The organism is Streptomyces sp. JK94, from assembly GCF_053613315.1.
Map to the genome: position 1 here is coordinate 41,594 of NZ_JBSICH010000032.1, position 23,790 is coordinate 65,383.

A 23,790-nucleotide genomic window follows, 5' to 3' on the forward strand; every position below is an offset into this window, starting at 1 on the left:
CGCGGCGACTACTGAGTCAGGCACACCCTAGGACTCGGACACAACCGAATCAATTACCCCATCGGACTTTGTTGGTTCCTGGGGGCCTACCTCGCGCCCGGGTCTGGAGCGGGCGGGGAGGGTGGGCACTGGGCGGGCACGGGGGCTTGGAGAGGGCGCGAGGTCGGGCTGGAGGGGGCGTGGGGGCGGTACGTACGCGGCCCGGCGCGGTCAGGAGTGCGCCAGGGTGGCCCATTCGACGGTGCGGTCGCACCAGCGGTCCAGGAGGACCCGGTCGTGACCGACGGCCAGCAGGCCCGCGCCGGTGGCGGCCCGGTAGTCCTCCACCACCCGGACCAGGGCGGCGGTGGTCGAGGCGTCGAGCATCGCCGTCATCTCGTCGCACACCAGCCAGCGCGGGCGCAGCACGAGGGCGCGGGCGAGGCAGGCGCGCTGCAACTGACCGTCGCTGACCTCGTGCGGACGCCTGCCCAGCAGGTCGGTGGTCAGCCCCACGGTGGCGGCCAGTTCGCGGACCCGGTCGGCGACGCCTTCCCGCCGGCCGGTGGCGCGCAGGGGTTCGGCGATCAGATCGGTGAGGGCCAGCCGGGGGTCGGCCGAGAGCCGGGCCTGCTGGAAGACGACGCCGAAGGCGGTGCGCTGCGCACGCGGGGCACGGTGGCGCCACCGCCGTACCGGGGTGCCGTCGACCACCAGGGTGCCGGCGTCGGGATGGTGCAGCAGGGCCGCGACGCGCGCGAGGGTGGACTTGCCGCAGCCGCTCGGGCCGAGCAGGCCGACGGCCTCCCCCGGCGCCACCGACAGGGAGATCCCCCGGATCACGGGCGTGTTCCTGTCGTATCCGGCGGTGATGTCGCTCAGTTCAAGCACGGTCGGCGGCCTCCGTGAGCGCGGCGTGCGGGTGGTGGCAGGCGACTGCGCCGGTCAGCGGCGGCGGCGCGGCGCAGGAGTCGGTCGCCCGCTCGCAGCGGACGGCGAAGGCGCAGCCGTCCGGGAGAGCGCCGAGTTCGGGCGGCAGGCCGGGGATGGGGGTGAAGGCGCGGTCCGGCAGGGCGTCCAGCAGGCCGCGGCTGTAGGGGTGGCGGGGGCCCGGGACGCCGAAGAACTCCTTCGCGTCGGCCAGTTCGACGATGCGGCCCGCGTACATCACGGCGACCCGGTCGGCGATGCGTTCGGCGGCTGCCAGGTCGTGAGTGATCATCAACAGGGCACGGCCGCTGCCACCCTTGCCGCCCTCGCCGTTCTTGCCGCCCTTGCCGTCCTCACCGCCCTTCTCCCTCTTGCCGCTCCTGCCGACGAGGTCGTCGACGTCATGGCCCCGGCCGGTGCTGTCGACATGTCGTCTCAGCTCGTCGACGGTCCGGTCCACCAGGTCCCGGTCGAGTCCGGTGGTCGGCTCGTCGGCGAGCAGCAGCGGGGCATCGCCGACCAGGGCGAGGGCGGTGGCGGCACGCTGGGCGAGACCGCCGGAGAGCTCGTGCGGGTGGCGGTCGAGGTGGTCCACCGGGAACGCGGCGCGTTCGGCGGCGGCCTCCGCGGCCTCGCGCAGGGCCGCTCGGCCGCGGACCGCGGTGAGTTCCGCGACGGTCTCCTCCAGTTGGGAGCGGATGGTGCGGACCGGGGTGAGGTGGGCGGCCGGGCTCTGCGGGACCAGGCCGATCAGCCGGCCGCGTACGGTGCGGGCGAAGGTCCGTTCCTCGGCGGTGAGCAGGTCCAGCTCGCCGAGCAGCGCGCTGCCCGCGATCCGTGCGTTGCCGGGCAGCAGGCCGAGCAGGGCGGAGGCGAGGACGGACTTGCCGCAGCCGCTCTCGCCGATCAGCGCCAGGCACTCACCGGCCGCCACGTCGAAGCGGGCGTCGGTGACGGCCGCGACGCGGCGCCCGCCCGGCATCAGGAAACGCACCGACAGACCGCGTACCGACAGCACGGGGGCTCGCTCGGTCACAGCATCAGCTCCGATCGGCGGCGGGGGTTGATCCGCTCCCGCCAGGCGCCCGCGAGACCGGCGACGGCGAGGGTGGGGACGATGATGAACAGGCCCGGGAAGAGGGTGGGCCACCAGTCCCCGGCGAGCAGCGAACCCCGCGCCTCCTGGATCAGGTTGCCGAGGCTCGCGGTGTGGGTGGGCAGTCCCAGCCCGAGGAAGGACAGCGCGGACTCGTGCCACATGGCGTGCGGCACCATCAGTACGGCGGCCAGCGCGGCCTGGGGCAGCACGCCCGGCAGCAGGTGCCGTACGGCCACCCGCCACCGGGAGGCGCCGCCGGAGACGGCCGCGTCGACGTAGGGACGCGCACGCAGGGACAGCACCTCCGCGCGGACGATGCGCGCGGTGGACAGCCAGTGGGTCAGCGCGACGGAGATCACCACCGGCCACACGCCCGGCCGGAACATGGCGACGATGAAGATGCCGAGCAGCAGGTGGGGCACGGAGGAGATGGTGTCGACGACCCGCATGACGCCGCGGTCGACCCAGCCGCCCAATGCTCCGGCGGTGGCACCCACGGCGGTGCCGACCACCGTCGCCGTCAGGGCCGCCGCCACCCCGACGAGCAGGGAGACGCGCAGGCCGTACACACAGCGCAGCAGCAGGTCACGGCCGACGTCGTCGGTGCCGAACGGGTGTTCCCAGCTGGGTGGTTGCAGCTTCGCGGCCAGGTCGACGGCCTGCTGGTCGAGCTGAGCCAGCGGCGGCACGAGCAGCACCACGAGGGTGACGACGGTCAGCAGCGCGGCGGAGGTGCGCAGGCGCAGGGTGCGGGTGGAGCGGCGGTCGTCGCCATGGGACCGCCAGACGGTGGGCCGCTCCGTCAGCTCCGTCCGCTCCGTCTTCTCGGTTGTGGTCTCAGCCATGGGACTCACATTTCACTGAGCTTCACCCTCGGGTCGAAGAGGCCGTAGAGCAGGTCGGCGAGCAGGTTGCCGGCCAGTACGGCGGCGGTGGCGAGGGTGGTCAGGGCGGCCAGCAGCGGGAAGTCGACGGCGGTGGCCGCTTCGACGGTGGCCGCGGCGATGCCCGGCCAGCTGAAGACGCTTTCCACCAGCAGGGCGCCGGTGATGAGTTCGGGGACGCGGGAGCCGATCAGTGTGAGCACCGGCAGCAGTCCCGAGCGCAGGGCGTGTCCGAACAGGACGGTGCCCTCCCCGATGCCGCGGGCCCGTGCGCCGCGCACCGGGTCCTCGGCGAGGGCGTCACCGACGCCCTGGCGCACGTAGAGGGTGAACCAGGGCAGCTGGGAGACTGCGAGCACGGCGGCGGGCAGCACGATGTGGCTCGCGACCTGACCGGGGGTGACCTGTTCGCTGGCGGTGTCCGTCAGACCGCCCGCCGGCAGGACGCCCCACTGGAGGGCGAACAGCCACACCGCGAGCAGCGCGGTCCAGAAGACCGGGGCCGCCTCCAGGGTGTACGCAAGCGAGGTGACGGCCCGGTCGAGCATCGAGCCGGGGCGGCGGGCGGCCAGCACACCGAGGAGCGTGCCGACCAGGACGGCGGCCGCGAAGGCGACGGCGCACAGCAGCGCGGACCACACGAGGCGCTCGCCGATCACCTGCGCCACCGGCTGGCGCAGCACACCGGAGTGGCCGAGGTCGCCGGTGAGCGCCGAGGTCAGCCAGTCCCACCAGCGGGCCACGAACGACTGGTCCACGCCGAGGTTGCCCCTCAGGCGGTCCAGGGTCTCCTGGTCGGCGCCGAGCGCGGCGGTGCCGGCGTACGCCTTGACGGGGTCGAACGGGGAGGCGGCGGCGATGGCGAACACGCCGAAGGTGACGACGAGGACGACGGGGACGGCGAACAGCGCCCGCCGCCCCGCGAGGCGTGCCATCGCTCCCCAGGGCAGCCGCCGAGGAGACCGGGTCACTTCTTCGGCTGCCAGTCCTCGACGTTCCACCAGGGTCCGCTGGCGAAGCCGTGCTCGTGGGGTTCCAGCTGGGTGGTCGGGCCGTCCCAGCGGTCGGCGAGCACGTAGAGGTGGTCGATGTGGGTGAGGAAGGTGTAGCCGGGGTTCTCGACCAGGGCCTGCTGGATCGTGTCGTAGGCGGCCTCGCGCTTCTTCGGGTCCTGCGTGCGCCGCCCGGCGTCGAGCGACTCGTCCACCGCCGCGTTGTCGTAGCCGGCCATGTTGTTGAAGCCGTCGTTGGCGAGGGAGGAGTGCAGCAGGGTGTAGAGGCCGAAGTCCGGGTCTCCGACGCTGCCGAAGCCCGCCAGGACCGCGTCGTGCTTCATCCGCGGCTCGATGACCTCCCAGGTGGCGCCCTCCACCTTCACCTCGACGCCGGCCTTCTTGGCGTCGGAGGCGTAGGCGAGCGCGTGGTCCTGGCGGACCTTGTCGCCCGAGGGGTAGTACAGGGTGAACGAGGCGCGCTGTCCGTCCTTGGCGCGGATGCCACCGGGGCCGGGCTTCCAGCCGGCCTCGTCCAGGATGCGCTGGGCCTTGGCGAGGTCGTGCGGGCGCTCGACGGCGCGCGCGTACCAGGGGTCGTCGACGGGCAGCGGCCCGTACGCCGGCCGGCCGGCGCCGTCGAGGATCTTGTCGACCATGGCCTGCCGGTCCACGGCGGCGTCCAGCGCCTGCCGGACGGCCCGGTCACCGGTGACCTCGCCCGTGGTGGGCAGGGTGACGGCCCGGAAGTCGTAGGACCTGGCCTGGTAGGTGCGCCGGTCGTCGTCCTTCTCGAAGGTGGCGGCGAGGTTGGGCGGCAGGACGGCGCCGTCGAGGTCGCCGGAGCGCAGGCGGGTGGCGCGCACGTTGTCGTCGGGGATGATCGCCGTGGTGAACGACTTCACCGCGGGCTCGCCGCCCCAGTAATGGGGGTTGGCCTTGAAGGTGAGCTTCTCGCCCTTGCTCCAGTTGGCGAGCACGTACGGGCCGGTGCCGACCGGCTTGGTGTTGAAGGCGCCGGTGTTGGGGTCCTGCCCGCCCGCGACGTGCTCGGGGACGATGGGCAGCACGGTCCGGGCGGCGAAGGCCGCGTACGGGTACTTGAGGGTGAAGACGACGGTGCCGTCGCCGCTCGCGCGGACGTCCTCGACGGCGTCCAGCTCGCTGCGCGCGGTGTTGTTGGTCTTCGCGTCGAGGACGGTGCGGTACGTGTAGACCACGTCCTGGGCCGTCAGCGGCTCACCGTCGCTGAACTTCACGCCGTCGCGCAGGGTGTACGTGTACGTCCGGCCGCCGTCGGCGACCTTCGGCAGGGCGGTGGCGAGGGCCGGCTTGAGCTCCAGGTCGGTGTCGCGGGCGAGCAGCCCGTCGAAGATCTTGGAGTTCCCGTCCTTGCCGTAACCGAGCAGTGGGCTGAGGGTGTCCGGTTCGGAGGACACCCCGATCACGACGGAGTCGGCCGCCTTGGCGTCGCCGCCCGATCCGCCGCTCCCGGGCGCCGAACAGGCGCCCACGCCTGCGGCCAGGGCGGCCGATGCGGCGGCTGCTCGTATCCGACGGGTCGTCCGACGGGTTCTCATGTGTCCCCCACGCTTGCTGCCAAAGTCAGGCTATTGCACATCAGTGGCAATTGAAGCGTCAAGCCGGGGCGGGCCGACGGCCAAAGGACGCGGACACCGGCCGTCGGGGGCGGACCGAGCGGTCCGCCCCCGAGCGCGGGTGCCGCGGGCCTCAGCTCGCCCGCTGCTCCTTCGTCCCGCACCGTCCGTACGCGGAGCGGGAAGAGGCTGCCGCTCGCACCCGAGCCCGGGCGGGGCAGCCGCTCGACCTCGTAGTGGAAGCGGCGGACGACGTGGAGCAGGGTCGCCTGCACGTCGCCGGTGCGGACGTCGACCTCCAGGCCGGTGCCCGGGACGGGGCGCGTCCAGACGGCGGAGACGTGGTTGGCCTCCTTCTCCAGAGTCCAGCCGTTGGCCGAGGCGGGGTCCTTCTCGGGGACGGCCACGGGGGCGGCCGCAGGAGCGCGCGGCGGCCGCCGCGGTCGGCTCCCTCGCCCCCGCGACCGCGACGGTCCTTCCTGGGGTGAGTAGATGATCAGCGCCTTGGTCGGCACGAACGTGGCCAGGGCGCTGAGCCACCAGTAGGTGCGTGAGGTGAGCGAACTGCGGCGGGCCAGGAAGCGGTTCACGGACAGCCAGAGCAGGACGTACGGGACGACGACGGCCTCGAGAGGAGCCAGTCCGCGTCGACCACCGCGTTGAACGCCTCCGTGTTGGAGATGCCCCCGAGGCTGGCCCAGTCCTTGTCGGTCCAGCCGTCGCCGCCGGTCCAGGGGACGCCGATCGACTCCAGGTAGGTCTTCACGTCCTGGAGCATGCCAGTCGCGAGGCGAACGCCGCGTAGGCACGGGCGTCGAACAGGACGAACCGGACCTCTGCGACGGCGTTCGGAGTGGCCCGTACCGTCTCCACCGCGATCCGGGCCGCGTCCTCCATCGGCCAGCTGTACACGCCGGTGGAGATCGCCGGGACGGCGACCGTGCGGGCGCCCAGTTCGTCGGCGACGCGCAGGCAGGAGCGGTAGCAGGAGGCGAGCAGGTCCGAGCGGTCCTGCTCGGCGGACCAGACGGGGCCGACCGTGTGGATCACCCAGCGGGCGTCCAGGTCGCCGGCGGTGGTGGCGACCGCCTCGCCGGTGGGCAGGCCCTTGCCGAGGTGCCCCGCGCGGAGCCCCCGGCACTCCTCCAGGATCGCGGGGCCGCCGCGCCGGTGGATGGCGCCGTCGACGCCGCCTCCGCCGAGCAGCGAGGAGTTGGCCGCGTTGACGATCGCGTCGGCGCTCTCGCGGGTGATGTCGCCCTGGACGAGGGTGAGGGTGGTCATGGCGGGTCCCCCGGTCGTTTCCGGTGCGTGGTCAGGTCTGCCGCAGCCTGCGCCAGACGGCCTTCGCCGCGTTGTGCCCCGACATGCCGTGGACGCCGGGGCCGGGCGGGGTGGCCGAGGAGCAGATGAAGACGGCCGGGTGCGGGGTGGCGTAGGGGAAGAGGGACAGCTTGGGGCGCAGCAGGAGCTGGAGGCCGGAGGCCGCGCCGGAGGCGATGTCGCCGCCGACGTAGTTGGCGTTGCGGGCGGCGAGTTCGGGCGGGCCGGCGGTGGCGCGGGCGAGGACGCGGTCGCGGAAGCCGGGGGCGAAGCGCTCCAGCTGGCGTTCTACGGCGTCGGTGAGGTCGCCGGTCCAGCCGTTCGGGACGTGTCCGTACGCCCAGAAGACGTGCTTGCCCTCCGGGGCGCGGGTGGGGTCGGCGACGCTGGGCTGCGTGGTGATGAGGAACGGCGCGTCGGGGGCGCGGCCTTCGCGGGAGGCGGCGTTGAGCGCGGCGCCGATCTCCGCACTGCTGGCGCCGACCTGTACGGTGCCCGCGGTGCGGGGTGCCTCGGCGGTCCACGGGACGGGGCCGTCCAGCGCGTAGTCGATCTTGAAGACGCCGGGGCCGTACCGGAATCCGGCGTAGTGGTTGCCGAGGCCGGCGATGCGGGCGAGGGCCGTGGGCGAGGTGTCGAAGACGTAGGCGCGGGCGGGCGGCAGGTCGTCCAGGCGTTTGACCTCGTAGTCGGTGTGGACGCTGCCGCCGACGTCCTTGAGGCAGGCGGTGAGGGCGTCGGAGATGGCCTGGGAGCCGCCCCGGGCCACGGGCCAGCCGCGGGCGTGCGCGGCGAGGGCGAAGACCAGGCCTATGGCGCCGGTGGCGAACCCGTCGAGCGGGGCCATGACGTGCGCGACGAGCCCGGCGAAGAGGGTCTTGGCCTTGTCGTCGCGGAAGCGGCGCATCAGCCACGTGGAGGGGGGCAGCCCGGCCAGGCCGAACCGGGCGAGGGTGACCGGGTCGCGGGGCAGCGCGGTGAGCGGCAGGGACATGAAGTCCCGGGCGAGCGTGTCCCACTTGGGGAGGAAGGGCTCGACCAGCCTGCGGTAGGCGCCCGCGTCGCGCGCGCCGAAGGAGGCGGCCGTCTCGCCGACCGACCGGGACAGCACGGCGGCCGAGCCGTCCGGGAAGGGGTGGGCCATGGGCAGCGGGGCGTGCAGCCACCGCAGCCCGTACCGCTCCAGGGTGAGGCCGCGGAAGGCGGGCGAGTTGATGCCCAGCGGGTGCGCTGCGGAGCACGGGTCGTGCCGGAAGCCCGGCAGGGTCAGCTCCTCCGTGCGCGCACCGCCGCCGACGGTGCTCTCCGCCTCGAACACGGCGACCGAGAAGCCGCGGCGGGCCAGCTCCACGGCAGCGGTCAGTCCGTTCGGCCCCGCACCCACTACGACCGCATCGAGCATCGACGGCACCTTCGGACCCCTTCGTCAGCCGATGGCCACTCGGGACCAGGATAGGCCCGGTGTCCGACGGCCCGTGGTCGCGGGTGAGGTGGACGGAGCGAGTGGTGCGGGCGGGTGGCGGGCACGCGCGACCGCCGGCGCCGCGCCCCACCCCGTCTCGTCCCGTCCCGGCGATCAGGCTTCGCCCGACAGCAGTGCCACCACCCGGCGGGCCGTGGCCGCGTCGCGGGCCGCGGTGAACGGCAGGTCGTTGTCGCCGGTGATGCGGAAGGGCTCGCCCGAGCGGGTCAGGTGGGTGCCGCCCGCCTCCTCGACCAGGAGCAGGCCCGCGGCGTGGTCCCACGCGGCCTCCCACGAGAAAGCCGTCGCGTCGGACTCGCCCTGTGCCACGGCCAGGTACTCCAGGCCGGCCGAGCCGCAGGCGCGGGGTGCCACGCCCGGGACGCGCAGGCCGGCCAGGGCGCGCTTCTGCTCGTCCGTCGTGTAGTCCGGGTGCGACGTGGCGACCCGCAGGTCGCGGCCGGGCTCGGGCGGGCCGGCGTACAGCCGCTCGCCGTCCAGGAAGGCCCCCCGGCCCCGTGCCGCCGTGGCGAGTCGGTCGAGGGCGGGGGCGTAGGTCCACGAGGCGTGCACGACTCCGTGCCGGGCGAGCGCGATCAGCGTGCAGAAACCGGGGTCGCCGTGCACGAACTGCCGGGTGCCGTCGACGGGGTCGACGATCCACACCGGTGCCTCGCCGCGTATCTCCCCGTACGACGCGGGATTGGCGTGCACGGCCTCCTCGCCGACCACGACCGAGCCGGGCAGCAGGGCGGCCAGGGCCTCCGTCAGGTACACCTCGGCCTTGCGGTCGGCATCCGTCACCAGGTCGTGCGGGCCGGCCTTCTGGTCCACCTCGTGTGCGGCGAGCCGGCGCCAGCGCGGCATGATCTCCTGGGCCGCCGCCTTGCGGACGGCCTCCTCCACGTCGTCGGCGTGCCGGGCGAGAAACTCGTCGATGGTTTCGTTGTTCTCGATCATGGCTCCATGAGAGCACGCCCCACTGACATTCCCCACCCGGGTGGTGTACTCCGGGTGGAACCGGCACGAACACCCGGTTCGAGCCCCAGCCCACAGGGGGCCCGGGGCCGCACGAACCTTGCGGCCGGCGCACACGAACAGCCGGTCGAGAGTCGTACGAACACGGGCCGGGTCACCGGCAACGGGGCCGGGGCACCCGAGCACGGGCCGGGCGTCAGCGGCCGACCGCGTACCCCTGCATGCCGCGCGGGTTCGCCGCCGCAGACAGCACACCGGTCTCCGGGTCCCGCGCGACGGCGCACAGCCGTCCCTCCGACCAGGCCTCGCCGACCGTCACGTCGTGTCCGCGGCGGCGCAGCTCCTCGACGACCTCCGCCGGCATGCGCGACTCCACGGTGAGGCTGCCCGCCCGCATGCCGCGCGGGAAGAACGACCCGGGGAAACTGTCGTTGTGCCAGTTCGGCACGTCGATCGCGCCCTGGAGGTCGAGGCCGCCGCGCACCGGGGCGCGCAGCGCGACCGCCAGGAGGAAGTGCAGCTGCCACTGGTCCTGCTGGTCGCCGCCGGGCGTGCCGAACGCCATGACGGGCACCCCGTCGCGCAGGGCGAGGGAGGGCGTGAGGGTGGTGCGCGGCCGGCGTCCCGGCGTGAGCGAGTTGGGCAGCCCCTCCTCCAGCCAGGTCATCTGGAGCCGGGTGCCGAGCGGGAAGCCCAGTTCGGGCACGACGGGGTTGGACTGGAGCCAGCCGCCGCTGGGCGTGGCCGAGACCATGTTGCCCCAGCGGTCGACGACGTCGAGGTGGCAGGTGTCGCCGCGGGTGCCTCCGTCGGCGGCGACGACCGGTTCGCCCGGCACCGGGGAGGCCGGGCCCTTGGCAACCGTGGGTTCGCCGACTCCCGGGGCGTCGAAGCCCCCGCCCTCCACGACGGCCACACGCGCGTGGGAGCTGAGCCGCGGGGTGCGCCCGCCCGGGTTGCCGGGCCGCAGTTCGAAGGACGCCGCGTCGCCGACGAGCTTGCGGCGGGCCGCGTTGTACTCCGGTGACAGCAGGTCGTCGAGCGGCACCCCGGCCGTGCCGTCCGCGTCGCCGTACCAGGCCTCCCGGTCGGCCATGGCGAGCTTGCAGCCCTCGATCAGCAGGTGGACGTAGTCGGCGGAGCCGTGGCGGGGCAGCTCCGGCGGGAGCAGCGCCAGTTGCTGGAGCAGGACGGGTCCCTGGCTCCACGGGCCGGCCTTGCACACGGTCCAGCCGTTCCAGTCGTACGTCGCCGGTGCCTCGTAGGCCGCGGACCAGCCGGCGAGGTCGGCGGCGGTCAAGGTGCCGGTGTGGCGCTCGCCGCTGGTGTCCATGGTGGGCCGCCCGGCCTGCCGTACGAGGGCCTCGGCGACGAACCCGGTGCGCCAGACCTCCCGCGCCGCGTCGATCCGCGCCTCCCGGTCCCCCGCGCCGGAGACCTCGGTGAGCAGGCGTTTCCAGGTGGCGGCGAGGGCGGGGTTGCGGAAGAGCCTCCCGGGGCGGGGCGGGTGTCCGTCCGGCAGGTAGACCTCGGCCGAGGAGGTCCACTCCGTCTCGAACAGCTCCCGTACGGTCTCGACGGTCTCCGTGAGGCGCTCCACGGGCGGGTGCCCGTGCTCAGCGTAGCCGATGGCGTACTGCAGCACGTCGGCCAGGGTCTTGGTGCCGTGGTCGCGCAACAGGAGCATCCACGCGTCGAAAGCGCCGGGCACGGCGGCGGCGAGCGGTCCGGTGCCGGGGACGAGGTCCAGCCCGAGCCCCTGGTGGTGCGCGACCGTCGCCCCGGCCGGTGCGACCCCCTGCCCGCACAGCACCCGCACCTCGCCGCCCGCGGGGGCGAGCAGGATCGGCACCTCCCCGGCGGGCCCGTTGAGGTGCGGCTCGACCACGTGCAGGACGAAGGCTCCGGCCACGGCGGCGTCGAAGGCGTTGCCTCCGTCCTCCAGCACCGCCATGGCGGACTGGGAGGCCAGCCAGTGGGTGGACGCCACCATGCCGAAGGTGCCCTGGAGGGTGGGGCGGGTGGTGAACAGCATCCCTCACCTCGGTGCTCGCGTGCGTCAGCCGGCCCGCGGTCCGGAGCGCCCCGGGGAGGCCTCCCGGGGGCGGACCGGGCCCGGGACCGGGCGGCTCGATCAAGCAGCAGGCTACCGAGGCGCCCGCCGTCGGCACAGATCCCCCGACGACCACCGCGGACGTCGCTTCGACGCCGGAACACGGCCCGTGGCCTCCGCGCCCCGACCCGTCCGGGCCCGGCCTGCGGGAGCCGGGGCCCTGTTCTCCCGGCACCCGGCCGGTGGCGAGGGCCCCTACGCCGGGCCGCGGCCTTCACCGGCGTCGGACAGGGCGATGCGGGCCGTGATCCGTTTGCCGGCGGCCTCCTGCTCGATGAACAGGGCCTCGGTGACGGCCTTGACGATCTCCAGGCCGTGCTGGCCGATTCTGGCGGGATCGGCGGCCCGGGCGGCGGGAACGGTCGGGTCGCTGTCCCACACGACGACGTCCACGCGCTCGGCGGTGATGCCCAGTTCCACCCGGACGGGGCCGGGGGCGTACTTGCGCGCGTTGGTGACCAGTTCGCTGACGACCAGCCGGGTCAGGTCTCCCGCGCGGGCGCTCACCGGCAGGCGGTGGTCGGCGCGGGCCCGGTCGAGGAACGCGGTGGCGTGGTTCCGGGCGTCCGCGATGCACGCGTCGTCTCCGCCCAGGGCATGGCCTGCGCGCATGACGTACACGTCCGCTTCCGCCCGGCCGCCCTCGTCGGCATGGGTTCCCACAGCATCGCCCTCATTCCCCGTTCACCCGCGCTCCGATACCCGCATTGCGGACACCTATTCCACGGCCGTGTCGCCCGGCAACCGCACCGGTGCGTCCCGCCGGGGCGGTGGAGCAGGAACACCGCGCGCCCCTGACCCTGAGCAAGGGTAGACGGAGCCGAGGAAAGTGCCTCATGAGCGGGGTCCTGCCGCCCGCGCCGGCGCGGTGCCGGGCGTCGCGGGCCCCTCCCGCGCGGTCACCGGAGGTCGGGAGTGGCGGCACCCCGGATGCGGCGGCTCTCCGGACGGCCGCCGTGCCAGTCCAGGACCAGCGTGGTGGCGTCGTCGGGCAGGGACCCCCCGCACGCCTCGTGGACCGCCGACGTCAGTGCCCGGACCGCTTCACGGGGATGTTCGTCGCGGGTGTCGTGGATGATGCCCGGCAGGTCGACCGCGGCCGCGTCGCGGTCGTGCATGCCGTCGGTGATCAGCACCAGCCGGTCTCCGGGCTCCAGATGCAGCCGCTGCACCTGGTAGGTGGCCGGGGCGGGGACCCCGAACGGCATGTTGACCTTCAGCGCCAGCTCCTCCACGCAGGTGCCGCGCAGCAGCAGGGGCCAGGGATGACCGGCGTTGACCAGCTCGCAGGCCCCGCTCTCCAGCCGGACCCGCAGCAGCTGCCCCGTGGTCATGCCCCGGGCGTGGCGGGTGATGGCCTCATGGGCGGCGTACGCCTGGTCCAGGAGGCCGCGTCCGGCGCGGCGGGCTCCGCGCAGCGCGTTGACGGTCAGGGTGGCCAGCAGGGCGGAGGCGGTGTCGTGCCCCATCGCGTCGGTGATCGACAGGTGGAGGACATCCTGGTCGAGGGCGTAGTCGTAGGTGTCGCCGCCGATGTCGTCGGCCGGGACCAGGCCGCCGACCAGGGTGAACTGCTCGGCCTCGCAGCAGGCCGCCGACGGCAGCAGCTGGTGCTGGATCTCCGCGGCCAGACTCATGGAGGTGGTGCGCCGGCAGCAGTGGTAGAGGTCGGTGAAACGACGGTCGGTGACCACGATGTACGCGAGCGCGTGCGCGGCCTGGGCCACCGCGTCGCACACCATGTCGTCCGCGTACGGGACCACCAGGTCCAGCACGCCGACGCAGTCGCCGCGGTTCGTCACCGGGGCCACGATCCGGCAGCCGCCCTCGCCGTCGTCCTCCTGGTACAGACGCTGGGAGCGCAGGACGCGGTCGAACACGCTCCCCGACAGCTCGAGTCTCTCCGGCTCACCGCGCTCCTGCTCCGCCGTACCGGCCCTGGGCAGCCGCAGGGCCTCCCGGCCCAGCATGTCGACGAACAGGAAGGACACCTCCCTCGCCGAGAACCGCTTCTCCAGGTGCCGGGCCACCACGTCCACCGACTCCACCGGCGCGGCTCCCTCCGCCGCGCGCAACACCTCGTCCAGGCCCAAGCCCTCACCGTTCAGCACAGGTACCTCCCCGGTCCATCTCTTCGGATGCCCCGCGACCTGCCCTTACACGCGCCGACCCTCCGGCGGGGCCACGAGTGCGGCACGGTGAGTCACACCCGTGTCACCCTCGCGCGAGGAGCTGCCCTTTTCGATCAACGACGGGCACGTTCGACGCCCGCCGACGGCTCCGTGAAGTCGCGGACCCGTCGAGGGCGGGCGTCAAGGTGCGCTACGGACCCTGTGCGCGTCCGTCCGATGCCGGAGCAATCGGACAGCTACGCCTGCCTCGACGACTGGGTGCTCGGCGCACTCGGCGAGCTGGGGGTCCGCGCCTGGTACCGGCCGCTGGCCGTAGGCCGGCCCGGATCCCCCACCCGCCTCACCGGGCGGCGGCCGGTGGCCTGCCTCCACCGGGCCCGACTCGCAGGAAGACACGGCCCGTTGAGCCCGGCGCCGGGCAACCGGCCCGGTCCTCGCCCGGCCGACGGGCCGGACCGGCTGCGGACCGCGGGGCCGGCCCCCGTTCGTCTGCGTCACCGCTCGGCCACGCACCGAGTTGACCCTTCCGCCCTACGGGGACTCGTGTGACACTGGCGTCCCGTCCGCAGTGCGGACCCTCTCCGCACCGTCCCCCACGAGAAGTGTGCGCCGTGCGTTCTCTTCCTCTCCCGCTCGCCCTGACCGCGCGTCTGGCGCCGGTCGCCGTGCTCGCCACGGCCGGCTGGGCACTGTCGTCCGGGCCGGACACCACGCCGGCCGCCACGGACCGGACACCGCCCGACACCCCGGAGCGGTCCGCCTCCGCACCGGCCGCGCAGGCCGAGACGAGGACGTACACCGCCGCCCCGGCGCCCTGCGAGAGCCTGGCCGGGAAGACGGTCGCCTCCCTGGTACCGGGGGCCAAGGCGGCCGGCAAGGAGATTCCCTCGACGGACACCCGGGCCCGCCGCACCTGTTCCTGGAACGCGCTCGAGGAGTACGACTACCGCTGGCTCGACGTCTCCTTCGAGGTGATGGCGTCGGACGACGCGGCGCGGAAGTCGTACGGGGACCGGGTCGCCGACCGCAGCGGCGGCGGTGAGGTTCCCGGGCTCGGCGACGCGGCCTACTCGGTGGTGGACCTCACCACCGAGGACCAGCAGCAGACGCGCGAGGGCACCGTGCTGGTCCGCGCCGCCAACGCCCTGGTGGTGGTCACGTACAACGGCAGTGACTTCGAGTCGAAGCAGGCGCCCGGTACGGACGAGATCAACACGGGTGCCATCAAGGCGGCCAAGGAGGCGGTGGCCGCCCTGGAGGAGGGTCGGGGCTGAGCCGGGTCGGCCGCCCCTCCCCCTCTCCAGGGGCGGGTCAGCCGTTGACGGCCGGGATCACGGTGGTGCCGTAGGCGTCGATCACGGCCTCCTGCGCGTCGTGCATGTCGTACAGCGCGAACTGGTCGACGCCGAGGGCGCGCAGGGCGTTCAGCTTCTCGATGTGCCTCCCGGCCGGTCCGATCAGGCAGAACCGGTCGACGATCTCGTCCGGCACGAACCGCGTGTCCGGGTTGCCGCTGCGCCCGTGGTGGGCGTAGTCGTAGCCCTGGCGGGCCTCGATGTACCGGGTGAGTTCGCCGGGCACGGCGCCGGAGTGCGTGCCGTACCTCCCGACCAGGTCGGCCACGTGGTTGCCGACCATGCCGCCGAACCAGCGGCACTGCTCGCGCGCGTGGGCGAGCGCCTCGGGCGAGTCGTCGGCGGTGACGTAGGCCGGGGCGGCGACGCAGACCGTCACCCGGGACGGGTCCCGCCCGGCGGCGGCGGCCGCGTCCCTGACGGCCTTCACCATGTACTCGGTCAGGTAGAGGTCGGCGAGCTGGAGGATGAAGCCGTCGGCCTCCTCGCCGGTCATCTTCAGCGCCTTCGGGCCGTACGCCGCCATCCACACCGGGAGTTCGGCGTCCGGCCTGATCCAGGGGAACCGGACGACGGTGCCGCCGCCGAGGTCGGCCTCCTCTCCCCTGCCCAGCGCCCGGATGACCTTCATCGCGTCGCTGATGCGGGCGAGGGTGTTGGGCTTGCGGCCGGCGACACGCATCGCGGAGTCGCCGCGGCCGATGCCGCAGACGGTGCGGTTGCCGAACATGTCGTTGAGGGTGGCGAAGGCCGAGGCGGTCACCTCCCAGGTGCGGGTGCCCGGGTTGGTGACCATCGTGCCGACCTTCAGCTCCGTGGTGCCGGCCAGGATCTGGCTGTAGATGACGAACGGCTCCTGCCACAGCACGGAGGAGTCGAAGGTCCAGCCGTAGCGGAACCCGTTGCGTTCGGCCCGTTGCATCAGGCTGACGACACGGGAGGCCGGCGGGTCGGTCTGCAGGACGAGTCCGAAGTCCATGGGCACGGCTCCTAGTTCAGGTACTGGCAGGTGGCACGCGGGGTGTAGACGCCGTGGCCGGTGCGCCCGGTGTACTCCCGCCCGGTGACGACCGGCACACCGCGCGAGAGCACGGTCTCCACCCGGCCGGTGATCCGCTTGCCCTCGTACGCCGAGTAGTCGACGTTCATGTGGTGGGTCTCGGCCGAGAGGACCTGTTCGGCGTGCGGGTCGTAGACGACCACGTCGGCGTCGGCACCGGGCGCGAGGGTGCCCTTCTTCGGGTAGAGGCCGAACATGCGGGCCGGGGTGGCGCAGGCGATCTCGATCCAGCGGCGGCGGCTGATGTGCCCGTCGACGACGGCCTGGTGGAGCAGGTCCATGCGGTGCTCGACGCCCGGCATGCCGTTGGGGATCTTCGAGAAGTCGCCGCGGCCCAGCTCCTTCTGGCCGCTGAAGCAGAAGGGGCAGTGGTCGGTGGAGACGACCTGGAGGTCGTTGGTGCGCAGGCCCCGCCACAGGGCCGCCTGGTGCTCACGCGGGCGCAGCGGGGTGCTGCACACGTACTTGGCGCCTTCGAAGCCGGGCTCGGCAAGGTTGTCGGTGGACAGGAACAGGTACTGCGGGCAGGTCTCGCCGAAGACGTCCAGGCCTTCGTCGCGGGCCCGGGTCAGTTCCGCGACCGCCTCCGCCGCGGACACGTGCACGACGTACAGGGGGGCGCCGGCGACCTGGGCGAGCTTGATGGCACGGTGGGTCGCCTCGGCCTCCAGCAGGGCCTTGCGGACCTCTCCGTGGTGGCGCGGGTCGGTCTCGCCGCGGGCGAGGGCCTGTTCGACGAGGACGTCGATCGCGATGCCGTTCTCGGCGTGCATCATGACCAGCCCGCCGTTCCCGGCGGCGCGCTGCATGGCCCGCAGGATCTGGCCGTCGTCGGAGTAGAAGACCCCGGGGTACGCCATGAACTGCTTGAACGACGTGACCCCTTCCTCCACCAGCAGGTCCATCTCCTTGAGCGTCTCCCGGTTCACGTCGGAGACGATCATGTGGAAGCCGTAGTCGATCGCGCAGTTGCCCTCGGCCTTGGCGTGCCAGGCGTCCAGGCCCTCCCGCAGGGAGTGTCCGACGGTCTGGATCGCGAAGTCCACGATCGTGGTCGTGCCGCCCCAGGCGGCGGCCTGGGTGCCGGTCTCGAAGGTGTCGGCGGCGTAGGTGCCGCCGAAGGGCATCTCCATGTGGGTGTGGCCGTCGACGCCGCCCGGGAGGACGTACTTGCCGCTCGCGTCGATGGTCCGCTCGGCCGTGAAGGCGCCGGCGGCCGGGGTGCCGGTCGCGGCGAGGGCGGCGATGCGGCCGTCCTCGATCAGGACGTCGGCGTGCGTCTCGTCGGACGCGGTGACGACGAGGCCACCGCGGATGACGGTACGGCTGCTCATGCTGCTGTTCCCTCCTGTCGGGCCCCGGTCGGCCGGGGCGCGGTCAGCGGCGTGCAGGCGGCCGGCGCCCGGTGGCGATGGGACGGCCGGCGGGCGCGGGCCTCGCGCGGCCCGCCCGGGCCGAGGGCGCGCACGGTGGGCTCGCGCGGCGTCTCGCCTGCGGCGCGGCGGGAAGGGCCCGGGGCCCGGTGCGGCGGGCGGGACCGGTTCCCGGGGCTGCCGCTCCCGGGCGGGGGCGGGGCGAGGACGGTGGCGGTAACGGTAGCGGTGGGCGGTGGCGGTGGGCGGTTCGTCCTGCGCTCGGTGCACGGCCCGCGGGCGGCCGTCAGATGCTCCGCAGGGCGCGCTCCAGGATCGCGGCGCCCTCCTCGGCCTCCGCGACGGTGAGGGACATCGGCGGTGCGATGCGCAGGACGCTGGTGCTGTGGCCGCCGCCCTTGCCGACGAGCAGTCCGCCCGCGCGCGCCTCCTCCAGTACGGTGGACGCCGCTTCGGGGGCGGCCTCGTCGGTGCCGGGCCGGGTCAGCTCCACGCCGATCATCAGCCCTCGCCCGCGCACCTCCCGCACATGCGGCACCTGGGCGGCGATGGCCCGCAGCCGCTCGATGAGCAGTCCGCCGACGCGCCGGGCGTTGCCCTGGAGGTCGTGTTCCAGCAGGTAGGAGAGGTTGGCGAGGCCGGCCGCCATGGTGACCTGGGTGCCGCCGAAGGTGGAGATGCTGTTGGCGTCCAGGCAGTTCATGATCTCGGCGCGTGCGATCACACCGCCGACGGACATGCCGTTGCCGATGCCCTTGGCGAAGGTCACGATGTCCGGCGGACCGTTGCGCCCGTGGGCCTGCCAGCCCCAGAAGTGTTCGCCGGTGCGGCCCCAGCCGGTCTGCACCTCGTCGGCGATCCACAGGATGCCCCGCTCGTGCAGCACCTCGCGGAAGGCCGCGTACAGGCCGTCGGGCGGGGAGGTGAAGCCGCCGACGCCCTGGACGGGTTCGGCGATCAGCGCGGCGGGGGTGCGCGCGTGCCCCAGCAGGTCTTCGAGGTCCGCCACGCAGGCGTCGATGAAGGCCCGGTCGTCCAGATGCGCGTAGGGACCTCGGGTGCGGACGCCGCCGTGGACGTAGAGCGTCTGGAGCGGGGAGAGCGAGGTCGGGGACCAGCCGCGGTTGCCGGTGATACCGACGGAGCTGAAACTGCGGCCGTGGTAGCTGTTGCGCATCGCCAGGACGGTGTTGCTGCGCCGGTGGGCGGTGGCGAGCAGCAGGGCGGTGTCGTTGGCCTCGGTGCCGGAGGTGGTGAAGAAGACGCGGGCGTCGGGGATGCCGGAGACGTGGGCGACGCGCTCGGCGAGTTCGACCATGGGCCGGTTGAGGTAGAGGGTCGAGGAGTGGATGATCCGCCCGGCCTGTTCGCTCACCGCCTTGGTCACCTCGGGCAGGGCGTGCGCGGTCATCGTGGTGAGGATGCCGCCGAAGAAGTCGAGGTACTTGTGGCCGGCGGCGTCCCACACGTGGCGGCCCTCGCCGTGGGTGATCTCCAGCGGGTCCTCGTAGTAGAGGGCGAGCCAGTCGGGCAGGACGGCGCGGTGGCGGCGGTGGAGGTCCCCGGTCACGGCTGCACCAGCCCTTCGTAGGCGTCGGGGCGGCGGTCGCGGTAGAAGGCCCACTGCTGCCGCACGTCCTCGATGAGGTCGAAGTCCAGGTCGCGGACGACGAGTTCCTCCTCGGTGTCGCTGGCGGTCTCGCCGACGAACTGGCCGCGCGGGTCGACGAAGTACGACGTCCCGTAGAAGTCGTTGTCCCCGTACTCCTCCTGTCCGACCCGGTTGATGGCGGCGATGAAGTACTCGTTGGCGACGGCCGCTGCGGGCTGTTCGAGGCGCCACAGGTGGGCGGAGAGGCCGCGGTGGGTGGCCGAGGGGTTGTAAACCAACTGGGCTCCCGCGAGGCCGAGTTGCCGCCAGCCCTCCGGGAAGTGCCGGTCGTAGCAGATGTAGACGCCGACCTTCCCGACGGCGGTGTCGAAGACGGGCCAGCCGAGGTTGCCGGGACGGAAGTAGAACTTCTCCCAGAATCCCTTGACCTGGGGGATGTGGTGCTTGCGGTAGGTGCCGAGGACGGTGCCGTCGGCGTCGATCACGGCCGCGGTGTTGTAGTAGAAACCCGACTGCTCGACCTCGAAGACGGGGACGACGATCACCATGCCGGTCTCGCGCGCGAGGGCCTGCATGCGGCGGGTGGTCGGACCGTCGGGCACGGGCTCGGCCCAGCGGTAGTGCTCGGGGTCCTGGACCTGGCAGAAGTAGGGGGCGTTGAAGACCTCCTGGAAGCCGATGACCCGGGCACCCTGCCGGGCGGCCTCCCGGGCGTGCTCCTCGTGCTTCGCCACCATGGACTCGGTGTCGCCGGTCCAGGTGGCCTGGACCAGAGCGGCACGTACGACGTTGGCCATGAGCTGCTCCTTCGACACGACGTCAGAGCCTCTACGCCCGTAGAGCGGGCCGTAGAGGGACGAACGTATGCCTGGCCGCACGGGCTTGCCAAGACCATCGTCACCAAGCCGTGGTGTCGATCACCATTCGCACCCCTGTGGGTGAGTGGTGGGGCCGGTGGGACGGCCGGGACGACTCCCGGGCGGCGACGCCGGCGGCACGGCGGGTGCGGAGGCGCGGCGGGCGCGGACGAGGTCCCGGTGGCACCCGTCGGAGGCCGCAGTGCCGGCCGTGCCCCGGCGCCGCCGCGGCGCCGCCGCGGCGCGTGGCGTCAGGCGGCCCCCGGTACCGCCACCAGCACGCACCGTCCCACCAGGTCGTCCATGGACAGCCCCAGCGCACGGGCCAGCGCGGCCACCGTGAAGAAGGCCGGAGTCGGCGCGCGGCCGGTCTCGATCTTGCGCAGGGTCTCGGCGGAGATGCCCGCCTCCGCCGCCACCTCCGTCATGCTCCGGTCACCGCGGGCCACACGCAGCAGCTGCCCGAGCCGCTCGCCGCGTTCACGCTCTTCGGGGGTCAGGGGGGTGCGCACCATGCCGTCATTCTAATACCGGGTTCCCGTACCGCGCCCGTGTCGGCCGACCCAATTCAAATACCGGTATAGTAATTGGCATGGTGGAACTGAAGACAGACACATCGATCGACGCCATGCACGCGGCCGGCCAGGTGGTCGCACGTGCCCTGACCGCCGCGCGACGGGCCGCCGACGTGGGCGTCTCCCTGCTGGAGCTGGACGCGGTGGCGCGGGAGGTGCTGCGGGAGGCGGGCGCCGGCTCGCCGTTCCTCGGGTACCGGCCGTCCTTCGCACCGACGCCCTTCCCGGCCGTCGTCTGCGCCTCGGTGAACGACGCGATCGTGCACGGCATCCCGGACGACTACCGGCTGCGCGACGGCGACCTCGTCTCCCTCGACTGCGGCGCGACCCTGGACGGCTGGGCCGGAGACTCGGCCCTCAGCTTCGTCGTGGGCACCGCGCGCCCGGACGACGTGGCCTTGATCGAAACCGCCGAGCGGGCCCTCGCGGCGGGCATCGGGGCCGCCGTCGTCGGAAACCGCGTCGGCGACATCGCGCACGCCATCGGCACGGTGTGCCGGGCGGGCGGCTACGGCATCATGGAGGACTTCGGCGGCCACGGCATCGGCCGGCACATGCACGAGGACCCCGGCGTGCCCAACGAGGGCCGGCCGGGACGCGGGCTGCCCCTGCGCCACGGCATGGTCATCGCCATCGAGCCGATGCTGATCGGCGGCGGCCGGGACGACTACCACTGCGATCCGGACGGCTGGACCCTGCGCACGAACGACGGCTCCCGGGCGGCGCACGTGGAGCACACGGTCGCGATCACGGACGGCGGTCCGCGCGTCCTGACCTCCCGGGACGGCCTCTGAGGCCTTCGGCGGCCCGGGTGCCCGGACATGCCCGACGGAACAGAACGTGTCATGTTGGGCATGACCGCGCCCCGGCCGGGTTACCCGGCCCCGGCACGTCGATCAGCGATGCAGCGGAGGTCCGTACACGATGACCAGCGGCTTCATGGGCCCGGAGGGCGACCCGTTCGCGGAATTCCTGGCGCGCTTCTTCGGCGGGCCCAGGCCGAGGCGGATCGACATCGGCAGGCTGCTCAGCCAGCCGGCCCGGGAACTGGTGCGCGGCGCGGCCCAGTACGCCGCCGAGCACGGCAGCCGGGACCTGGACACCGAGCACCTGCTGCGGGCCGCGCTCGCCACCGAACCGACCCGTGGTCTGCTCAGCCGGGCCGGTGCCGACCCCGACGCGCTGGCGTCGCAGATCGACGAGCGGACCGGCCCGGTGCAGCACCCCCCGGGCGAGGTCCCGCCGCCGACCTCGCTCTCCCTCACCCCGGCCGTCAAACGCGCCCTGCTGGACGCGCACGAACTGGCCCGTTCGACCGGCACCGGCTACATCGGCCCGGAACACGTGCTCAGCGCCCTGGCCGCCAATCCGGACTCGGCCGCCGGGCACATCCTGAACGCGGCCCGGTTCGCGCCCTCGGGCCTGCCGACGGAGCCGCCGGAGGCCGCCAAGGCCCGCGGCGAGGGGCCCCGGACCACGAACACGCCGACCCTGGACAAGTACGGCCGCGACCTCACCGACCTGGCCCAGCAGGGCCGGATCGACCCGGTGATCGGGCGCGAGGACGAGATCGAGCAGACCGTCGAGGTGCTCTCCCGCCGGGGTAAGAACAACCCGGTGCTGATCGGTGACGCGGGCGTCGGCAAGACCGCCGTCGTGGAGGGGCTGGCGCAGCGCATCACCGACGCGGACGTGCCCGACGTGCTGATCGGACGGCGGGTCGTGGCGCTGGACCTGACCGGCGTCGTCGCGGGCACCCGCTTCCGGGGCGACTTCGAGGAGCGCCTCAACACCATCGTGGGCGAGATCCGCGCCCACTCCGACCAGCTGATCGTCTTCATCGACGAGCTGCACACCGTCGTCGGCGCCGGCGGTGGCGGCGAGAGCGGATCGATGGACGCGGGGAACATCCTCAAACCGGCCCTGGCCCGCGGCGAACTGCACGTCGTGGGCGCGACCACCCTGGAGGAGTACCGCAGGATCGAGAAGGACGCGGCGCTCGCCCGCCGCTTCCAGCCGATCCTGGTGCCGGAGCCCACTCCCGCGGACGCGATCGAGATCCTGCGCGGACTGCGCGACCGCTACGAGGCCCACCACCAGGTCCGCTACACCGACGAGGCCCTGGTGGCGGCCGTGGAGATGTCCGACCGCTACCTCACCGACCGCCGCCTGCCGGACAAGGCCATCGACCTGATCGACCAGGCCGGCGCCCGGGTGCGCCTGCGGGCCCGTACCAAGGGCACCGACGTGCGGGCCATGGAGCGCGAGGTCGACCAGCTGATCCGGGACAAGGACCAGGCGGTCGCGGACGAGCAGTACGAGCAGGCCACCCAACTGCGCGACCGGATCGCCGAGCTGAAGCAGCGGATCACCGAGGCCGACGGCGGTGGCGAGGCCGACGAGGGCCTGAACCTGGTGGTCGGCAGCGAGTCCATTGCCGAGGTGGTGTCCCGGCAGACCGGCATCCCGGTCAACAGCCTCACCCAGGAGGAGAAGGACCGCCTGCTGGGCCTGGAGTCCCACCTGCACGAGCGGGTGATCGGCCAGGACGAGGCCGTACGGGTCGTCTCCGACGCCGTACTGCGCTCCCGTGCCGGGCTGGCCAGTCCCGACCGGCCCATCGGCAGCTTCCTCTTCCTCGGCCCGACCGGCGTCGGCAAGACCGAACTGGCACGGGCCCTGGCCGAGGCGCTGTTCGGCAGCGAGGACCACATGGTCCGGCTCGACATGAGCGAGTACCAGGAACGCCACACGGTCAGCCGCCTGGTCGGCGCCCCGCCCGGCTACGTCGGGCACGAGGAGGCCGGTCAGCTGACCGAGGTGGTGCGCCGGCACCCGTACTCGCTGCTCCTGCTGGACGAGGTGGAGAAGGCGCACCCGGACGTCTTCAACATCCTCCTCCAGGTCCTCGACGACGGCCGGCTGACCGACTCGCAGGGCCGGACGGTGGACTTCACCAACACGGTCGTCGTGATGACCAGCAACCTGGGCTCCGACGTGATCACCCGGCGCGGAGCGGGCATCGGCTTCGGCGCCGGCGGTTCGGAGGCGGACGAGGAGGCCCGGCGCGAGCAGGTGCTGCGCCCGCTGCGCGAGCACTTCCGGCCCGAGTTCCTCAACCGCATCGACGAAATCGTGGTCTTCCGCCAGCTCAGCGGGGAGCAACTGCGGCGGATCACCAGCCTGCTCCTGGAGCAGACCCGTCGCATGGTCAAGGCCCGGAACATCACCGTGGACTTCACCGACGCGGCCGTGGACTGGATCGCCGAGCGCGGCTACCAGCCCGAGTACGGGGCGCGTCCGCTGCGCCGCACCATCCAGCGCGAGGTCGACAACGAGCTGTCCCGGCTGCTGCTGGACGGCCGGGCCGCGGAGGGCGGCCGGGTGACGGTCGACGCCGAGGACGGGCGGCTGGCGTTCCGGACGCCGCAGCGGCCCGTCCCCGAGCTGTGACCCCGGTCCCTTCCG

21 protein-coding genes are annotated in these 23,790 nt (G+C 73.3%); 3 read left to right on the forward strand and 18 right to left on the reverse strand.

What is annotated here, in order from left to right:
- Nucleotides 1–210: 210 nt before the first annotated feature.
- The 13 genes from ACVV2G_RS25380 to ACVV2G_RS25440 all read right to left on the reverse strand — a co-directional run bounded on the left by ACVV2G_RS25380 (nucleotide 211) and on the right by ACVV2G_RS25440 (nucleotide 13,466).
- Nucleotides 211–870, reverse strand: a complete 660-nt coding sequence (locus ACVV2G_RS25380) for an ABC transporter ATP-binding protein (protein WP_453845080.1) — start codon at nucleotides 868–870, stop codon at nucleotides 211–213.
- Nucleotides 863–1,945, reverse strand: a complete 1,083-nt coding sequence (locus ACVV2G_RS25385; protein WP_453845081.1) for an ABC transporter ATP-binding protein — start codon at nucleotides 1,943–1,945, stop codon at nucleotides 863–865. The genes ACVV2G_RS25380 and ACVV2G_RS25385 overlap by 8 nt, the downstream gene beginning before the upstream one ends.
- Nucleotides 1,942–2,853 carry an ABC transporter permease gene (locus tag ACVV2G_RS25390; protein WP_453845082.1) on the reverse strand — a complete coding sequence of 304 codons (912 nt, stop codon included), beginning with the start codon at nucleotides 2,851–2,853 and terminating at the stop codon, nucleotides 1,942–1,944. The genes ACVV2G_RS25385 and ACVV2G_RS25390 overlap by 4 nt, the downstream gene beginning before the upstream one ends.
- 5 nt (nucleotides 2,854–2,858) lie before the next feature.
- Complete coding sequence (locus ACVV2G_RS25395) at nucleotides 2,859–3,827, reverse strand: ABC transporter permease (RefSeq protein WP_453845083.1); 969 nt, start codon at nucleotides 3,825–3,827, stop codon at nucleotides 2,859–2,861.
- Nucleotides 3,828–3,859: 32 nt separating this feature from the next.
- Nucleotides 3,860–5,464 carry an ABC transporter substrate-binding protein gene (locus ACVV2G_RS25400; protein WP_453845084.1) on the reverse strand — a complete coding sequence of 535 codons (1,605 nt, stop codon included), beginning with the start codon at nucleotides 5,462–5,464 and terminating at the stop codon, nucleotides 3,860–3,862.
- A complete protein-coding gene (locus ACVV2G_RS25405; protein ID WP_453845085.1) occupies nucleotides 5,461–6,072 on the reverse strand; it encodes an SRPBCC family protein in 612 nt (203 codons plus the stop codon). The genes ACVV2G_RS25400 and ACVV2G_RS25405 overlap by 4 nt, the downstream gene beginning before the upstream one ends.
- Nucleotides 6,069–6,248 (reverse strand): hypothetical protein, encoded by a 180-nt coding sequence (locus tag ACVV2G_RS25410; RefSeq protein WP_453845086.1) that lies wholly within the window; start codon nucleotides 6,246–6,248, stop codon nucleotides 6,069–6,071. The genes ACVV2G_RS25405 and ACVV2G_RS25410 overlap by 4 nt, the downstream gene beginning before the upstream one ends.
- Entirely contained in the window at nucleotides 6,245–6,766 is a 522-nt protein-coding gene (locus ACVV2G_RS25415) for an O-acetyl-ADP-ribose deacetylase (RefSeq protein ID WP_453845087.1), read from the reverse strand. Before ACVV2G_RS25415 ends, ACVV2G_RS25410 begins: the two co-directional genes overlap by 4 nt.
- Nucleotides 6,767–6,797: 31 nt before the next feature.
- On the reverse strand, nucleotides 6,798–8,207 hold the full coding sequence (locus tag ACVV2G_RS25420) for a phytoene desaturase family protein (RefSeq protein WP_453845088.1): 1,410 nt from the start codon (nucleotides 8,205–8,207) through the stop codon (nucleotides 6,798–6,800).
- 174 nt (nucleotides 8,208–8,381) lie between these two features.
- Complete coding sequence (locus ACVV2G_RS25425) at nucleotides 8,382–9,227, reverse strand: inositol monophosphatase family protein (RefSeq protein WP_453845089.1); 846 nt, start codon at nucleotides 9,225–9,227, stop codon at nucleotides 8,382–8,384.
- A 214-nt stretch (nucleotides 9,228–9,441) separates the two neighbouring features.
- Entirely contained in the window at nucleotides 9,442–11,280 is a 1,839-nt protein-coding gene (locus ACVV2G_RS25430; protein WP_453845090.1) for a gamma-glutamyltransferase family protein, read from the reverse strand.
- A gap of 273 nt (nucleotides 11,281–11,553) precedes the next feature.
- Complete coding sequence (locus ACVV2G_RS25435; protein ID WP_453845106.1) at nucleotides 11,554–11,970, reverse strand: ATP-binding protein; 417 nt, start codon at nucleotides 11,968–11,970, stop codon at nucleotides 11,554–11,556.
- A gap of 287 nt (nucleotides 11,971–12,257) precedes the next feature.
- Nucleotides 12,258–13,466 carry a PP2C family protein-serine/threonine phosphatase gene (locus tag ACVV2G_RS25440; RefSeq protein WP_453845107.1) on the reverse strand — a complete coding sequence of 403 codons (1,209 nt, stop codon included), beginning with the start codon at nucleotides 13,464–13,466 and terminating at the stop codon, nucleotides 12,258–12,260.
- Between the two features lie 635 nt (nucleotides 13,467–14,101).
- Here ACVV2G_RS25440 and ACVV2G_RS25445 point away from each other — a divergent pair.
- Complete coding sequence (locus ACVV2G_RS25445) at nucleotides 14,102–14,764, forward strand: hypothetical protein (RefSeq protein WP_453845091.1); 663 nt, start codon at nucleotides 14,102–14,104, stop codon at nucleotides 14,762–14,764.
- A 37-nt stretch (nucleotides 14,765–14,801) separates the two neighbouring features.
- On the opposite strand, the gene ACVV2G_RS25450 is transcribed toward ACVV2G_RS25445, so the two are convergent.
- The 5 genes from ACVV2G_RS25450 to ACVV2G_RS25470 all read right to left on the reverse strand — a co-directional run bounded on the left by ACVV2G_RS25450 (nucleotide 14,802) and on the right by ACVV2G_RS25470 (nucleotide 20,262).
- Nucleotides 14,802–15,824 (reverse strand): TIGR03842 family LLM class F420-dependent oxidoreductase, encoded by a 1,023-nt coding sequence (locus ACVV2G_RS25450; RefSeq protein WP_453845092.1) that lies wholly within the window; start codon nucleotides 15,822–15,824, stop codon nucleotides 14,802–14,804.
- A gap of 11 nt (nucleotides 15,825–15,835) precedes the next feature.
- A complete protein-coding gene (hydA, locus tag ACVV2G_RS25455; RefSeq protein ID WP_453845093.1) occupies nucleotides 15,836–17,239 on the reverse strand; it encodes a dihydropyrimidinase in 1,404 nt (467 codons plus the stop codon).
- Between the two features lie 325 nt (nucleotides 17,240–17,564).
- Nucleotides 17,565–18,848: an aspartate aminotransferase family protein gene (locus ACVV2G_RS25460; RefSeq protein ID WP_453845094.1), complete on the reverse strand. Its 1,284-nt coding sequence runs from the start codon at nucleotides 18,846–18,848 to the stop codon at nucleotides 17,565–17,567.
- Nucleotides 18,845–19,687: a nitrilase-related carbon-nitrogen hydrolase gene (locus ACVV2G_RS25465; RefSeq protein ID WP_453845095.1), complete on the reverse strand. Its 843-nt coding sequence runs from the start codon at nucleotides 19,685–19,687 to the stop codon at nucleotides 18,845–18,847. The genes ACVV2G_RS25460 and ACVV2G_RS25465 overlap by 4 nt, the downstream gene beginning before the upstream one ends.
- A gap of 311 nt (nucleotides 19,688–19,998) precedes the next feature.
- Nucleotides 19,999–20,262 (reverse strand): helix-turn-helix domain-containing protein, encoded by a 264-nt coding sequence (locus tag ACVV2G_RS25470; protein ID WP_453845096.1) that lies wholly within the window; start codon nucleotides 20,260–20,262, stop codon nucleotides 19,999–20,001.
- A gap of 77 nt (nucleotides 20,263–20,339) precedes the next feature.
- Between ACVV2G_RS25470 and map the strand changes: the two genes are divergently transcribed.
- Together map and ACVV2G_RS25480 are read left to right on the forward strand one after the other, a co-directional pair.
- Nucleotides 20,340–21,116 (forward strand): type I methionyl aminopeptidase, encoded by a 777-nt coding sequence (map, locus tag ACVV2G_RS25475; protein ID WP_453845097.1) that lies wholly within the window; start codon nucleotides 20,340–20,342, stop codon nucleotides 21,114–21,116.
- 130 nt (nucleotides 21,117–21,246) lie between these two features.
- Nucleotides 21,247–23,775, forward strand: a complete 2,529-nt coding sequence (locus tag ACVV2G_RS25480) for an ATP-dependent Clp protease ATP-binding subunit (protein WP_453845098.1) — start codon at nucleotides 21,247–21,249, stop codon at nucleotides 23,773–23,775.
- The last annotated feature ends 15 nt before the right edge of the window (nucleotides 23,776–23,790 follow it).